Source organism: Bifidobacterium sp. M0307 (assembly GCF_016100445.1).
In the GTDB taxonomy this organism is placed as follows: domain Bacteria; phylum Actinomycetota; class Actinomycetes; order Actinomycetales; family Bifidobacteriaceae; genus Bombiscardovia; species Bombiscardovia coryneformis.
This window is the reverse complement of sequence record NZ_JACFSL010000002.1, coordinates 22,309-37,070: the sequence shown is the minus strand read 5'-3', so window position 1 is coordinate 37,070 and position 14,762 is coordinate 22,309. Positions and strand designations below refer to the sequence as shown.

Here is a 14,762-nt window from a genome sequence, read left to right as displayed (position 1 = left end):
TTTCATACGTCGTAACGCCAGGACTTATCGGTGATGACCCTGGCCACCACCAGTCCGATGGGCAGGCAGATGATGACCATGAAGGCCCGGAAGGCCCAGTCCAGCGCCTCCAGCGTATTGAACTGCCCCAGGTAGAACATGGCCCGATACATGTAAAGCCCGGGCACCATGATGACGATGGAGGGGACGGTCAGGCTGATACGTGGATACCCCAGATCCGGCGGCAGGTATCCATGGCGGACCGATGACCGCCAGACCGTGGCCAGGATACCGGCCATGAAGGCCCCGAGGAAGGCACCCATCTCCGGCGGGACGTTGAGCAGATCCTGCATCTCCAGACGCATCGTATCGGTCAGGGCCCCGATGGTGGCAGCAACCAGGGCCATGCGCTGGGGAGAATTGAAGAGGACCGAGAATCCCCATACCCCGCAGAAAGCCGCAACCATACGCAGACCGGCAAGGACCCAGACGTTGAGAACCATGGGCTCGAAGCCCTGCGGGTTGAGCATGACCATCCTGGCAACAGCCCAGCCACCCAGGGTGGCGACCAGGATAATCGAAAAGGCGTAGGTGATGCGCTGTATCCCCGAGGGAAAATCCAGTTTGGCGATATCCAGGCCACCGGTGACCAGGGGGAAGCCCGGAATCACATAGAGGATGGCACCAATGTATGCGGTGTCGTGCCTCAGGGCCACCGGGTCGAAGAACCCGACCAGACGTAGGGTGCCGATGCAGGCCAGGGCGGCGATGATCACCGAGGCTCCGGTGGCGAAGAACTGGTTGATTCTACGGTCCAGCATCTGCCGGCGGAACCACTGACCGATGCCCGCGCCAACAAAGGCGCCCGCCATGTCATATGGGCCACCGCCAAGAAGAAAGACGAATGCGGCGCAGGCCACCGCCGCAGCGAAGCCGGAGAAGATCGGAGAGTAGAGGGGCTTTCTGCGCTCAATCAGATTCAGGCGCTCATGGGCCTGACGGACCGTAATGCCTCTATCTGCGGCGACGGGTTCCACACCGGAGGATTCGTCCCGCTCTATATGTTCGGCGGCATTCTCAGCCGCCCCGTCGCCCCCATCAAGGCTGGAGGCCGCCTGATTTCCGACGGCACCCAGACCAACGGCCGTCATCGTGTCCATCTGCGCCGCCTCAAGCCGGCTCTGCTCAATCTGGTCCTGGTTCTCCACCGCCTCTGCGGTGGCCTCCTTCAAGACCTCGACCGCTTCGGCATCATGGGCCAGCAGATCCTTCAGGGCCTTGCGGGCAACCGCGTATACATGAGGATCATCCAGATTATCGACCAGCTCCTCGGAAACCGAAGGCATGGCATGATACGTGCTGCTCTGCCCACAGTTGACGCTGAGCCAGTCGGCAAAGTGCTCCAGGAGCCAGATCCGCTCCGTATTGACACCGGTGGTGGGAAGGTCGACCACCTCGGTAATCCGCGAAACCCCATCGGTACAGGAGGCTTCGATGTCGGTCAGGTTCACGTCGGCCCGGACATGGACCCCCATCGGATAGGCGATCCGGTGCATCATCTGGCGCACACGGAAGCTCCCGGTGCCCGCCCCCAGTTCCAGCATCCCCACCCGTACTATGAGGCTGGTCTTGGCCGCTATGCAGGCATCGAGGATGGGCTTGTCATAATCCCGCTCGATGTCTTCCATATCCAGGGGAATGGAATGGGTATGGTACTTGCTGACCCTCCTGGCACCCGCTTCGGTACGGCGGGGATCGTGATGCGGCAATCCGCTGCTCTTGGTTTTCACCCTTTCATTCATACTCCCTCCCACGTCACGCAGGCCGGTCATGACCAGGTAAACCACCCTGTATGCAGGAAACCCGCCCATATGTCAGGCGAGCCACACCCATTCACAACGTGACGGATGCCGGATGGACCATGAAATACAAATATGCCGTAGGCGACCTAGAATGAAGAGCGAGCCGCTAATTCGAAGGCTGTGGGCCTGCAACGCCAACCACCAATAACCGCGGAGGTGCCGCGGAATGGTTGATGACCAGGCAACCGGAGATTCGGCAAGGAGGACTGATGACAGATAGTAATCAGCAAATCACGGCGGCGGATGCGACCCTGGTTGCGTCCGGTACCGGCACAAAAGGCCCGGAGGAGCGCGATCTTCCCCAATCACTGGGTGAGGATATGGCATTGTGCCTGCGACTGCTTCGGGATGTTCTGGGGGAATTCGACAAGGAACTGCTCAACCGGTTCGACTCGCTGCGCGAAGATGTGGTGGCGGCCAGTGCCGAGCATTTCAACAGACACCCCTCCGACCCCCTCCCCGACGAGGACGGTCTGGCCAAGGCGGTCGCCCTGATTGACGACACATCCATACAGGACTCACAACTCCTGGCCCGGGCACTGACTACATACTTCCACCTGGCCAACCTCTGCGAGGAGAACTACCGGGTGCGCGTCCTGCATGAGCGCGAAGGAAAGATCGACCTGGGTGTCAAGGGCACCGACCCCATCAACGAAATGACCAGCGCCTACAGCCAACTCCTTCAGGAGATGGGTCCGGCCAAGGCCTCGGAACTGCTGGAAAAACTGGAGTTCCACCCGGTATTCACCGCCCATCCCACCGAGGCGCGACGCAAGGCCGTCGAGGGCAAGATACGCCGCATCGCCAACCTGCTGGCCGTTCGCCGTGGACTGGGCGGTTCCGAGCGGGTGGAAAACGAGCGTCTGCTCCACAACGAGATCGACGCCCTCTTCCGCACCTCCCCCATCGCGACCAAGAAGCCGACGCCCGTGGAGGAATCCAACACCATCCTCGACATCTTCGATGCCACCCTCTTCCAGACCATCCCCAGGGTCTACCGCAGGTTCGACGACTGGATGCTGGGCAAGAAGGCCGGTACGGTCAAGCCCGTCTGCCCCGCCTTCTTCCACCCCGGCAGCTGGATAGGCTCCGACAGGGACGGTAATCCGAACGTCACCGCCAAGGTCTCGCGCAAGGTGGCCCGCAAGTTCTCCGACCACGTGCTCAAGGCCCTCCAGGAGGCAACCTCCACCGTCGGCCGCAACATGACCATGGAGGCGACCACCACCCCGCCCAGCAGCGAACTGCGAAGCCTGTGGAGCCACCAGAAGGAAATGAGCGAGCGCCTGACCGACCGCGCCGAGGTCGTCTCCCACAGGGAGTTGCACCGGGCCGTGGTCCTGGTCATCGCCGACAGGCTCACCGCCACCATCAAGCGTGACGCCGACCTGATGTACCGCAGCTGCGACGATTTCATCGCCGACCTGAAGATTGTTCAGGACTCCCTGGCCGCAGCCGGGGCCGTCCGCCAGGCCTACGGCCCCCTCCAGGACCTGATATGGCAGGCCCAGACCTTCGGTTTCCACATGGTCGAGATGGAGTTCCGTCAGCACTCACTGGTCCACGCCCGCGCCCTGGAGGACATCCGCGAGCACGGCCTGCACGGCGAGCGCGGAGAATTGCAGCCTATGACCCACGAGGTGCTCGACACCTTCCGTGCCCTGGGTGCCATTCAGAAGCGCAACGGGCAGAAGGCGGCCCGCCGCTACATCATCTCCTTCACCAAGTCGGCCCAGAACGTCAAGGACGTCTACGAGCTGAACCGTCTGGCCTTCGAGCATGCCGAGGACGTTCCCATCATCGACGTGATCCCCCTGTTCGAGCAGCTGGAGGATCTGCAGAATTCGGTGGATGTGTTGGAGGAGATCATCAAGATCCCCGAGGTCCAGGCCCGCCTCAAGAAAACCGGCAACAAGATGGAGGTCATGCTGGGATACTCCGACTCCTCCAAGGATGCCGGACCCGTATCGGCCACCCTGGCCCTGCACTCCGCTCAGGAGCGTATCGCCAAGTGGGCCGAGAGCCATGACATCGACGTGACCCTCTTCCACGGCCGCGGCGGTGCCGTGGGTCGCGGTGGCGGCCCGGCCAACAGGGCCGTCCTGGCCCAGCCGGTGGGTTCCGTGAACTGCCGCTTCAAGCTCACCGAGCAGGGCGAGGTGATTTTCGCCCGCTACGGCAACCCGGTTCTGGCCATCCGCCACATCGAGTCCGTTGCCGCAGCCACCCTGCTCCAGTCGGCCCCCAGCGTCGAAGAGCGCAATACGACCATGACGGAGAAGTACTCTGACATGGCCGCCAAGCTGGACGATTCCGCCCACCGGCGCTTCCTGGACCTCCTCCACACCCCCGACTTCGCTCCCTGGTTCTCCATCGTGACGCCTCTGAACGAAATCGGCCTCCTCCCCATTGGTTCCCGCCCCGCCAAGCGTGGTCTGGGAGCCAAGTCCCTGGATGATTTGCGGACCATACCCTGGGTCTTCTCCTGGGCACAGGCCCGCATCAACCTGGCCGCCTGGTACGGCCTGGGAACGGCCTGCGAGGAGTTCAACGACCTGGATACCCTGCGCCAGGCCTACGAGGAATGGCCCCTCTTCAGCACCTTCATCGACAACATCGAAATGAGCCTGGCCAAGACCGACGAGCGCATCGCCAAGATGTACCTGTCCCTGGGCGATCGTGATGACCTGAGTCAGAAAGTCCTTTCGGAGATGGAACTGACCCGCAAGTGGGTCCTGCAAATCGTCGGCGACGAGTGGCCCCTGCAGCATCGCCACGTGCTGGGCCAGGCCATCCGTATCCGCTCTCCCTATGTGGATGCCCTGTCAGTGACTCAGGTACGCGCCCTGCGCACCCTGCGGCGTCGCAACGACAAGGAGGAGCTCAGCCAGAGTCAGCAGGCGGACTTCATCTACCTGATTCTCTGCACCGTTTCAGGAGTCGCCGCCGGCCTCCAGAACACCGGCTGATGCCCTGCCCCTGACAGTTCCGTGGCCCTGCTCTGATTTCTCAGGAGCAGGGCCACGCTCGTTATGGATGTTGGTCTCACACCTTGTCTTCCCAATCTGGGAGTTCTGGTGTGTGCAGTCTTTGTTTCTCCCGGTGACATCGCTAATTCCTTCATCCAATCCGTGGTTGAACAAGGCGCAGGGTCTCAGGTGTAGACGTATGCACTATGAGAGCAGAACCGAACAAATCCGTTCTGTTTTGTTATCTCGTTTTGAGCCACTCCGTCAACAGATATGAGGGTCGCTGCCTAGGATACCGCAGGCATCAAATTCGACATACATGTCGTCAGGAGTGCCGGGATTCACAGCAATACTCGTTGGAGAATCAGCGTGAATGCCCCAAGGCGTGGGGCCACTGGCACCGCCACTCATATAACCACCACCGGCGTATCCATTTCGCGTGCTTCCGCCACCCGTATATATGCTCCCTGCGCCACTTGCTGTGTAAGCTTCGGCGGCAGCGGCCTGTCGTGCTGCCTCATCGGCGGCCTGCTTCTGGCCAATCGAGTCGTTCACGGCATTGATGGCCCCATCGAGCGCCTGCTTCGCATCCGTATAGGTCTTCGGGTCGGTGATGCCTTTCTTACCACTGACCTGCCTGGCGTCATCCAGGGCCTTGCCCAGGCTCTCCCTGACGGTATTGTCGGCAACCTTCCCGTCCGAGTCGCCCAACAGTGCAGCAGCCGCACTGATCGACGCATCCAGGGCCTGCTTTTCATCGCTCAGGGTCTTGGCCTTGGCCGAGGCCTCCACCTTGGCGGCACCGTCCTTGTTCAGGCGGGCCAGCCGTTTGTTGACTGACGCGGCCTTGTCAAGCCTGTCCTTGTTCCGGTTGAGTTCCGTCGTGCTCTGGCTGGCCGCGCAGGAGACGGTGGTCCGATCCGCCTTCTTCAGAGCGGTCTGCTCCAGGCTCGCATGGGTCTTGGGGTCAGCCGTATTCTGGGCGGGCGTAGCCGCCAACACCTTCTGGGCCTGCTCCTGGTTACGCTTTAGATCAGCGACGCTCGTCTCATAGGCTTTGCCGGATCGAGTGCAGTCCTCCAGGGCGACGGTATGCCGTTCCCTGGTAACCAGCACACCTGCCACGACAGCCGCAACCACCAGCAGGAAGACCACAACAGCCACGATGACAGCGATACGCCATTTACGATTTCCCCTACTCTCGGTACCAGCCCCCTCCTGCTGATCCGTCGCCAGATCAGTGTTCGCGTTTTCCTTCGTGTCCTGCTCACTCATGGTGGGTTTCCTCCCCTTTGCATGAAACTCCGTCTCTTCCATTTTCCACCAGTGGCCGGATGATTTGGGAGACCAGACCGCCAGGGGCGGATTGCAACAGATAGGAGCGCATCTCCTGTTGAGAGTGTGCGTCCATCAGCGTGAAACCATGCGGTCATCAAACTTGCGACACCGCGTGCGCCGCACAGTAAAAACCGAGAGCTGTCTGAGCTCGAAGGTGCAGGTGGCCGACCCATCCCGACATCACATGCTCCAGCGGAGTTCTTGAGGGAAAAGAGAACTCCGACATTGGGGGCGGAGCATGCTCCGTCAGGATGAGCCGGTATCCCACCCCGATCGTGAGTGCCAACCGTCATCAGCCGACCTCGAATCGGGATTGTCTCTCGCTCCAGTTTTACCGCATGAAGCAGGGGCGGGCGACATAGGGGCGTGATTGGACCAGTTCCGGCGACAGCATCGTCGACCAAGTGTGTGGGAGTCCAACAAGTCAGTTCAAGGAACTTCCCCATCGTCCAGCCACCTTTGCTCAGTTGGTCCACACATCTCCCCTGCAGCAAGCATCCCTCCGGATGCATATTCAATTATAGGCCTTGCCGTAAAGACAGGTCTCCCGGGGCGTTCCAAATATGAGCTACGTGGCCCTCCCTACACAACTCCAAAGGAGGCTCGGAGGTAGGCGGCACCGGCGTTTCGGCCGGTGCCGCGCCGTCTCTACGCCCCAATCAGATCCAGCATCTCCGGCACTGATTTCTTACCGAACTCCACAGTTTCCTGGCCGCCCTTCCGAATGACGATACAGGGCACACTCATGACCTGGTACTGGTCCTTCAGGGTGGGGAAGTGCGAGAGGTCATAGGCCTCGGCACGAACCTTCCCGTTCTGGGAGGCCACCCGCTGGGCGGAGAGGACCGTGGTGGGGCACATGGTGCAGGTCAGCGAGACCAGCATCATGATATCGACCTGATCGTTGATGGCGTCGATCCTATCCGAGGTGGCCTGGTCAACCTGCTGACCGGGACCTGCCGCGTTGTACAGGGCCAGGACGAAGGAATTGAACTCATGCCCGCTGGGCACACCATGGAAGGCCAGACCTGTCTCCTCGGCCTCGCCATCGGCGCCAACCCGGCAGATGCGCACGCAGGGACGGGCACCCGGCAGATCACCGGCCGGGTCGAAGTCCTGCACACCCGAGGCGTTCTCGACCTGGGTGCTCAGGAGACCGTCGGAGAGGGAGACCAGTTCGTCGATGAAGGTGCGCAATTCCCCGGAGACCGGGCTGTCGTCCAGCTCCAGCTTCAGAATCAGCCTGGCCGTCATCCGTCCGAAGACCAGATCCAGCTGCTTCCTGATATCGGGCCCAAAGAAGCCAGAGGTCTTGGCTGGGGCATTTCCTGTACCCTGGGCCACGGGAGCCGGCGAGGTACCAGAAGCGGCAGCCGACTCGGCAGCCTCCTTTTCGGACTTCTCATAGGGGGTGTTCTCGGGTCGGGGCGGCACCAAGCCGGTCCGGGCGGACATATCGGAGGCATAGCGCTCCAACTCCACGGCCGCCACAGCACCGTCAGAGGTGGCGGTGATGACCTGGCGGAGGTTCTTCACCCGCAGGTCGCCAGCGGCGTAGACGCCCGGGACCGAGGTCTCCAGGTAGCCATGGGTGATGACGTACCCGTGATCGTCCAGGTCAACCACGCCTTTGACCAGGCCGGTCTGAGGCACATAGCCCGCGAAAACAAAGACACCGAAGGTGCCTTGGTCAGCTGGCTTCCAGGCCTTAGTCTCCCCGGTGGTCCTGTCCAGGAGGGTGGCCTCGACCAGGCCGCCCGGACCGGCGGAGACACCCTGGAGCTCGGTGGAGTAGTGAATCTCGATCTTGTCATTGTTCCTGGCCTCCGCAGCCACGGAAGCGTCACAGGTGAAGTCCTCCTCACGCACCAGGAGGGTGACCTTGGTGGCGTACTTGGTCAGGAAGACGGACTCTTCGGCGGCGGCGAATCCTCCGCCAACAACCAGGACCTCACGCCCGGAGAAGAACTCCCCGTCACAGGTGGCGCAATAGGCCACTCCCCTGCCGGCGTACTCCTGCTCACCTTCGAACCCGATCTTACGGGGGCTGGCTCCGGTGGCAATCAGAACGCCGAAGGTCCGCAGATCGCCCCTGGATGTGTGGACCACCTTGATGTCGCCATCCACATCAATCCCGGTGGCCTCGGCCGTCATGAACTCCGCACCGAAGTCCTGGGCCTGCTGACGCATGGTCTCGGTCAGCTTGCGCCCATCCGTCCTGGCCACTCCTGGGTAGTTGACCACGTCCGCAGTGATGGTGATCTGCCCGCCGAAATCGTCCTTCTCCAGAATCAGGGTACGGTACCGGGCACGGGCCAGATAGAGCCCGGCGCTCAGTCCGGCAGGGCCACCACCGACGATGACCACGTCATAGAGATTCTTGTCTTCCTTCATGTTCCTTATTTCCTTGTCGATGAAGTGCATACAGTAAGGGGAACCCCTCAATCGCAACGGCGGCCTGGCGACCGGAGGAACCGGCCCTCCGGAAAGGCGGATGCACTCCGCCAAGCAGCGCCGCTCCGATGAGCAGGTTCCCCTGGCTCACTGGAATGGTCCGTTCAGGACGCTTGAATCAAAGCTGACCCACCAGGTCCAGGCTGGGCTCGATGGTGTCATCGCCCGGCTCCCACTTGGCAGGGCAGACCTGATCGCCGTGCTCATAGACGAACTGCGAGGCCTGGACGCGACGCAGCAACTCGTCGGCGTTACGGCCCACGTTGGAGGAGATGACCTCGTAGGCCACGACCTTGCCCTCGGGAGACAGAATGAAATCGCCTCGCTCTGCCTTGCCTTCGGCCTCGTTGTACGTATCCAGGTCCTTGGCCAGGGTGGCTGTGGGGTCGGCAAGCATCGGGTACTGGATCTTGGCGATCTTCTCGTTGGCCTCATGCCACGCCTTGTGGACGAATTCGGTGTCGCAGGAGACCGAGTAGATCTCACAGCCGGCCTTCTTGAAGTCCTCGTACTTGATGGCCAGGTCCTCAAGTTCGGTCGGGCAGACAAAGGTGAAGTCCGCGGGGTAGAAGAAGAGGACGGACCAGTGACCCAGCAGGTCCTGCTTGGTCACCTCGTGGATGTCATCGTTCTGGAAGGCCTGGGTCTTGAAGTCGGTGATTTCATGCTGCAGTAGCGTCATGATTGGTTCCTTTCGGGGAATTATCGGATACCGTCAATCCGACCGTCCGGAACACCCTCGGATTGTCGAAGATTCAGAACCTCGTACAAGAGGCGACGGGCCGGGTCGGATACCGATTCCATGCTAGCGACCGAGACTTGGCACCGAAAGGTGGGTATCATCCCAGCCTGTGTGATATACGGCACAGAGCCCCCTGATGGCCGCCTATGATGGAGGGATATGCCAGAGCAGCCAGAAGGAGTCCCCGCCATGAGCGAAAATCGCACGCCCGCATCAGAGGGAGAGCCCCGCGCCAACGCGACCTGGAGCAGGATGCTGGCCGGCAACCGCCGCTTCTTCGAAGGGCAGGCTGAACACCCCTGGCAGGACGCGGAAACACGGGAGTCTTTGATCGATGCCCAGTCTCCGGATGCCGTTGTTCTCTCCTGTTCGGACTCCCGGGTCCCGCCTGAAATCATCTTCGACCAGGGATTGGGTGACCTCTTCACGGTCCGCACGGCCGGTCAGACCTTGGACCCGTCGGTTCTTGCATCCCTGGAATTCGCTGTTACCGAGTTGAAGGTCTCGCTCCTGGTGGTGATGGGACATGAACACTGTGGAGCCGTGACCGCCTGCCTGCGGGCCATCGAAGACCACCGTTCGGAAACAGGAAGGACCCGAATCGAACCCGGAGACGAGGCCCTGGATGAGACCTTCGTCCACGACAGCCCCTCACCAATCGTCAACCAGGTGGGCACTTCGATTCTGGCGGCTCAGGAGGCTGGCCTGGAGACCACTGACGAATACGAATCAGTGCATATAGCCCGGACCATCGAGGTCCTGGTCGACAGGTCCGAGGTCATCCGCCAGGCCGTTGCCGAGGGACGAATCATGATGGTGGGGGCCCGCTACAGTCTGACCAGCGGCAAGGTTCAGGTTCTCTCCTTCTGACCAATCCGCGGAGTCCCGCCTGCCCGAGGTTGGGGATCCCCTCGGCCCCACCATCCGGCCGAGCAGGCACCCTGCCACTCGCACCAGCCGGAACCCCGTGGGCGGCGCCAGCCGGTTTGACCTCTATGGCACTGGATACCCCGGATAGAGAAGACCATAACGTACATTGGAGGCATGTCATTATGGCTCAACATCCTGCTTATCTTCGTCTTCCTCCTGATCGGGTCCGTCTTCTCGGGAACCGAGCTGGCACTGGTCTCCCTGCGCGGATCGCAGCTGGAACAGATGGAGCAGCAGGATGCCCGTGGCGCCAGGGTCGCCCGAATCGCCCGTGACCCCAACACCTTCCTCTCGGCCGTCCAAATAGGCGTAACCCTGTCCGGATTCCTCTCGGCCTCCTTCGGCGCCTCCTCGATAGCACCCTATGTGGTTCCGGTAGTGACCGGCTGGGGTGTCCATCCCGGACTGGCCTCGACCCTGACCACCATCGTATTGACTCTGATCATCTCCTACTGCTCCATCGTCATCTCTGAGCTGGTGCCCAAGCGCATCGCCATGCAGCGCACGGAGAAAATAGCCCGGGCGGTGGTACCGGCCATCGACATGTTCTCGACCATCTGCAAACCGCTTATTTGGCTGATTGCCAAGAACACCAACGGCATCGTGCGAATCCTCGGTTTCGACCCCCAGCAGACCGACACCCAGGTCAGCGACGATGAGCTGCGCGTCCTGGTCTCTTCCAACACCAACCTGAGCAAGGATGAGCGGATGATTCTGGGCGATGTCTTCGACGCCTCGGAGACCAGTGTGGCCGAGGTCATGCGCCCCAGGGCCGACGTGGTCTTCATCTCGGGCGATATGCCCCTGAAGGAGGCGGCCGACTTCGTCCACAACGAGCCTTACTCCCGCTACCCGGTGACCGGCCGTGACTTCGACGATGTTCTTGGATTCGTCCATGTGCGCGATCTCCTCGATGTGCGCAACCGGCGCGCCCGGACCGTGGCTGATGTAACCAGGCCCGGCATCTCCCTGCCCGGAACCTCCAAGCTCCTTCCCAGCCTGGAACGCCTGCGCAAGAAGGGAATCCACCTGGCCGTGGTCATCGACGAGTATGGCGGCACCGATGGCATCGTGACCCTGGAGGATATGACCGAGGAGCTCGTGGGTGATATCCGCGATGAGTACGACCTGCCCGAAGAGAAGGGGTCGGCCCAGTCGGGAGCCTCCGCCTTCGTGAACGGGGTGGCCAAGGTGGATGGCGGCATGACCATCGAGGACTTCGCCGACCTGACCGGAATAGAACTGGAAGACGGGCCCTACGAAACCCTGGCCGGGTACTTCCTGGCCCAGACCGGGCGGATGGGCAGGGTGGGCGATGTGGTCCACTCCGACGACGGGTACGACATGGTCGTTACCAGGGTTGATGGGCGGCGTATCGAGACCATCGAGGTCAGACACCGCGAAGCGCTCCCAAGCGACGGCTCCGAGGATGACGATGGCAGTAAGTCGGAGGCAGCGAACTCCGATACTTCTGATGGAGACAAGGAATAGCGCTGGCCCTCCTCGTCGAGAGGGACTGGTGCCCCCAGAAGGTCTGAATAATCACACTAATCTCCCTGGAAATCCCCATACTCGCAGGTATCCATGGCTAGGGTTGAAGTAAGGGTCGGTTGGGAAACCGGCCGAATGGAATCGCTGACGATACGCCGACGAACGAAGGAGAGATTATGGCACTGAACTTTACCGTACCGGGGCTGGACGAAGCCACCAGCGAGAAGGTCATCGCAATCCTCCAGGAGCGCCTGAGCCAGGAGCAGGAGACCGCCCTGGTTCTCAAGCATGCCCACTGGAACATGAAAGGCAAGGAGTTCATTGGCATCCACGAGATGATGGACCCCGAGGTCGACTCGGTTCTGAACATGGCCGACGAGACCGCCGAGCGCATCGCCACCCTGGGTGGCTCACCCGCCGGACGCCCAGACGACATCGTGAAGAACCGCAACTGGGAGGGCCTTGAGCTGACCGGTCGCCAGGATGCCCTGGACTATCTGAAGGCACTCGACAAGTACTACACCACCTTCATCAAGCTGGACCGCGAGGCCATCAGCAAGCTGGATGACCTGGATGTCATCAGCTCCAACATCCTCCAGGACCACGTCCAGGAGCTGGAGCACTTCCAGTGGTTCATGAGGAGCCACCTGTTCTGATTCCTCCGGAATCACCTCGGCTGTTCCAAGCCGGTTGTTCCGTCTAGCGTTGATTGAAAACAGTCCGGCAGGTAGCATGGAAAGCGGGATGATTGGTAAAACGCCAATCAGCCCGCTTTTTATTGCGAGCCATCAGCCCTTGCGATAGAGCTTGGTGTAGGAACCCTCGGCACGAGGACGAACCACAATCTGGTCGACATCAACCGTATCGGGCTGCTCCAGAGCCCAGGAGACGCATCCGGCGACATCATCGGCAGTCAAGGGATCCGGCACCCCGGCATAGACGGCATCGGCCTTGGAGGAATCACCGCCGAACCGTTTCAGGGAGAACTCATCCGTGTGGACCAAGCCGGGCGCGATATCGACCACCCGAACCGGCTCACCGACCAACTCCAGACGCAGAATACGGGCCATGACCCGTTCCGCTGCCTTGGAAGCGCAGTATCCGCCACCACCCTCGTAGGGTTCAATACCGGCGGTCGATGAAACAACCAGGACCGTACCCTCGAACTCCTTCAGGGCCGGCAGAAACTTCTGGATGACCCTCAACGTACCCAAGACGTTGAGCTCATACATGCCCCGCCAATCGTCCAGGTTCGAGGTAGCCACGGCATCCTTGCCGAAGGCGGCCCCCGCACAGTTGACCAGGGCCTTGACCGGACCTTCCGACAGCACGGCATCCACGGCCTTTCGTGTTGAATCCTCGTCGGTCACATCACAGACCTGATAGGTGAATCCTTCGCCCAGCTCCTTGGCCAGGTCCCGCAGGTTCTCCTCGCGGCGGGCCAGACCCACCACTTGCCAACCCTTACCCACCAGGGCCCTGACACTGGCCTGTCCGATGCCACTCGATGCACCGGTGACCACTGCCCGCTTGATCGTATTCGTTGAATCCGTCATCATCGCTCCTTCATCTGCCATCCTTGAACAGCGCTCACCACCAACGCTAGCGCGGAAACAAGCACCCGAGCGCATTCCCACCCCGATGTGGTCGGATATCAACCAGTCGTTCATTCATCTCTGTGCAGTTCTCGGCGTAATCCGGGTCGCCATGGAATATGGGCCTAGGGTATTCAGATAACCACGTACTGGTTGAGTCGCTTCCTGCGCTGCCGCCAATCCGGCATGTACCTGGTCATCAGCTCCTGGAACAGGGGACCGTGTCCATGGGCATGCAGGTGGGTCAGCTCGTGAACGAGCACATACTCCAGAAGTTCAGGATCCAACCATGCCAGCTCAGTATTGAGCCGAATCCGGCCCGTGGAAGGAGTACAGGACCCCCAGCGGGTCTTCATATGACGCAGAGTGATGGCCGTTGGACGCTTACCAACGACCGGCACCCAGGTTTCAACCAGCCGAGGCAGCCTCTCTTCGATGATTCGCCTGGCCCTATCCTCGGATCGGTCCTTCCCCTGCGGTTCCTCCCCGAGGCTGCTCTCACCATCTGCTTTTCGATCATCGGCAGTATCGTTGGAATCACTCGCAATCTCCGAAATGGAGTTACTGATACGCCCTCGGGTCCGGCCAATCCAAACCCTTCTGGCCCGGACGAACTCCTCAAGCTGCTTATCCGAGAGACCGACCGGAGCCGTGACTTCAAGCCGTCCTTCAGGCGGTTTCACCCGCAGATAGACGTTCTTGATTCGCTTGCTGATGACCAGGACCTCTTCACCATCCAACTCAAGCAGGCGGCGCTTGACCGTCGATCCGGCACCCCGGCCCCTTCTGCCGCCACCGATTGTCTTGGTCATATACGAATCTCCGTCATACCTGCATTCTTCACCACCCCCGCGATGTAGCTTGTAATCTTGCAACTCACGACGCGACGCGAATTGACTTACTCTGCCCACATGGTATGCTAATTATTTGTGTGATTCTCCAGAGTCACATGGAATGGGCCTGTAGCTCAGCTGGTTAGAGCGCATCCCTGATAAGGATGAGGTCGGAGGTTCAAGTCCTCCCAGGCCCACGCACTTCTGCTTTTTGAAGTTCATTCCAATCACGGGGCTATGGCGCAGCTGGTAGCGCATCTGCTTTGCAAGCAGAGGGTCGCCGGTTCGAACCCGGCTAGCTCCACAGGTAGGGCTTTGATGAGAAGACCCCGTGGACTACATCCACAAAACACTCACAGCCACTCTTAGTACTCTTTGAAACCCATTACGCGAAGTTCGTTCACTTAAACAACGCGCCGCCAAATCCAGCAGGGGATAAAGGGCTACACCAATGCCACATCAAAAGCACCGCCAACCAAGATACCGTCGGGCCGCAAGCCGAGAAGTTATCCTCCTTCGGAGCATCATCGTGCCGCCGGTTCAGACCCTCCCGCACATTTCAAAACCCG

The 14,762-nt window shown here is 60.8% G+C and carries 10 protein-coding genes and 2 tRNA genes; 6 read left to right on the top strand and 6 right to left on the bottom strand.

Annotated features, from left to right (window positions below; all coding sequences use genetic code 11):
* Positions 1-2 precede the first annotated feature (2 nt).
* A complete protein-coding gene (locus H3V08_RS06960; protein WP_198182183.1) occupies positions 3-1,781 on the bottom strand; it encodes a threonine/serine ThrE exporter family protein in 1,779 nt (592 codons plus the stop codon).
* Between the two features lie 269 nt (positions 1,782-2,050).
* On the opposite strand from H3V08_RS06960, the gene H3V08_RS06955 reads away from it, so the two are divergent.
* Positions 2,051-4,810 (top strand): phosphoenolpyruvate carboxylase, encoded by a 2,760-nt coding sequence (locus H3V08_RS06955; protein WP_198182182.1) that lies wholly within the window; start codon positions 2,051-2,053, stop codon positions 4,808-4,810.
* Between the two features lie 264 nt (positions 4,811-5,074).
* Here the strand turns inward: H3V08_RS06955 and H3V08_RS06950 are convergent, their stop codons facing one another.
* From H3V08_RS06950 to H3V08_RS06940, 3 genes are all read right to left on the bottom strand, one after another.
* Positions 5,075-6,085, bottom strand: coding sequence for a hypothetical protein (locus H3V08_RS06950; protein ID WP_198182181.1), 1,011 nt, complete (start codon positions 6,083-6,085; stop codon positions 5,075-5,077).
* A 711-nt stretch (positions 6,086-6,796) separates the two neighbouring features.
* Positions 6,797-8,542 (bottom strand): FAD-dependent oxidoreductase, encoded by a 1,746-nt coding sequence (locus H3V08_RS06945; protein WP_198182180.1) that lies wholly within the window; start codon positions 8,540-8,542, stop codon positions 6,797-6,799.
* A 178-nt stretch (positions 8,543-8,720) separates the two neighbouring features.
* Complete coding sequence (locus tag H3V08_RS06940; protein ID WP_033491516.1) at positions 8,721-9,284, bottom strand: redoxin domain-containing protein; 564 nt, start codon at positions 9,282-9,284, stop codon at positions 8,721-8,723.
* 312 nt (positions 9,285-9,596) lie between these two features.
* On the opposite strand from H3V08_RS06940, the gene H3V08_RS06935 reads away from it, so the two are divergent.
* From H3V08_RS06935 to H3V08_RS06925, 3 genes are all read left to right on the top strand, one after another.
* Positions 9,597-10,214: a carbonic anhydrase gene (locus H3V08_RS06935; RefSeq protein ID WP_442859362.1), complete on the top strand. Its 618-nt coding sequence runs from the start codon at positions 9,597-9,599 to the stop codon at positions 10,212-10,214.
* A gap of 174 nt (positions 10,215-10,388) precedes the next feature.
* On the top strand, positions 10,389-11,765 hold the full coding sequence (locus H3V08_RS06930; RefSeq protein ID WP_232340441.1) for a hemolysin family protein: 1,377 nt from the start codon (positions 10,389-10,391) through the stop codon (positions 11,763-11,765).
* A 176-nt stretch (positions 11,766-11,941) separates the two neighbouring features.
* A complete protein-coding gene (locus H3V08_RS06925) occupies positions 11,942-12,421 on the top strand; it encodes a Dps family protein (RefSeq protein ID WP_033491521.1) in 480 nt (159 codons plus the stop codon).
* Between the two features lie 132 nt (positions 12,422-12,553).
* On the opposite strand, the gene H3V08_RS06920 is transcribed toward H3V08_RS06925, so the two are convergent.
* Together H3V08_RS06920 and H3V08_RS06915 are read right to left on the bottom strand one after the other, a co-directional pair.
* Positions 12,554-13,324 carry an SDR family oxidoreductase gene (locus H3V08_RS06920; protein ID WP_232340440.1) on the bottom strand — a complete coding sequence of 257 codons (771 nt, stop codon included), beginning with the start codon at positions 13,322-13,324 and terminating at the stop codon, positions 12,554-12,556.
* Positions 13,325-13,494: 170 nt separating this feature from the next.
* Complete coding sequence (locus tag H3V08_RS06915) at positions 13,495-14,172, bottom strand: M48 family metallopeptidase (protein ID WP_198182178.1); 678 nt, start codon at positions 14,170-14,172, stop codon at positions 13,495-13,497.
* A 144-nt stretch (positions 14,173-14,316) separates the two neighbouring features.
* Here H3V08_RS06915 and H3V08_RS06910 point away from each other — a divergent pair.
* Positions 14,317-14,390, top strand: a tRNA-Ile gene (locus tag H3V08_RS06910).
* 34 nt (positions 14,391-14,424) lie between these two features.
* Positions 14,425-14,497, top strand: a tRNA-Ala gene (locus tag H3V08_RS06905).
* Positions 14,498-14,762: the final 265 nt, after the last annotated feature.

Excerpts from the sequence above, each read along its gene's own strand:
- H3V08_RS06940 (WP_033491516.1), bottom strand. The coding sequence starts at position 9,284 with ATGACGCTACTGCAGCATGAAATCACCGACTTCAAGACCCAGGCCTTC.
- H3V08_RS06915 (WP_198182178.1), bottom strand. The coding sequence starts at position 14,172 with ATGACCAAGACAATCGGTGGCGGCAGAAGGGGCCGGGGTGCCGGATCG.
- H3V08_RS06930 (WP_232340441.1), top strand. The coding sequence starts at position 10,389 with ATGTCATTATGGCTCAACATCCTGCTTATCTTCGTCTTCCTCCTGATC.
- H3V08_RS06925 (WP_033491521.1), top strand. The coding sequence starts at position 11,942 with ATGGCACTGAACTTTACCGTACCGGGGCTGGACGAAGCCACCAGCGAG.
- H3V08_RS06950 (WP_198182181.1), bottom strand. The coding sequence starts at position 6,085 with ATGAGTGAGCAGGACACGAAGGAAAACGCGAACACTGATCTGGCGACG.
- H3V08_RS06955 (WP_198182182.1), top strand. The coding sequence starts at position 2,051 with ATGACAGATAGTAATCAGCAAATCACGGCGGCGGATGCGACCCTGGTT.
- H3V08_RS06935 (WP_442859362.1), top strand. The coding sequence starts at position 9,597 with ATGCTGGCCGGCAACCGCCGCTTCTTCGAAGGGCAGGCTGAACACCCC.
- H3V08_RS06945 (WP_198182180.1), bottom strand. The coding sequence starts at position 8,542 with ATGAAGGAAGACAAGAATCTCTATGACGTGGTCATCGTCGGTGGTGGC.
- H3V08_RS06920 (WP_232340440.1), bottom strand. The coding sequence starts at position 13,324 with ATGATGACGGATTCAACGAATACGATCAAGCGGGCAGTGGTCACCGGT.
- H3V08_RS06960 (WP_198182183.1), bottom strand. The coding sequence starts at position 1,781 with ATGAATGAAAGGGTGAAAACCAAGAGCAGCGGATTGCCGCATCACGAT.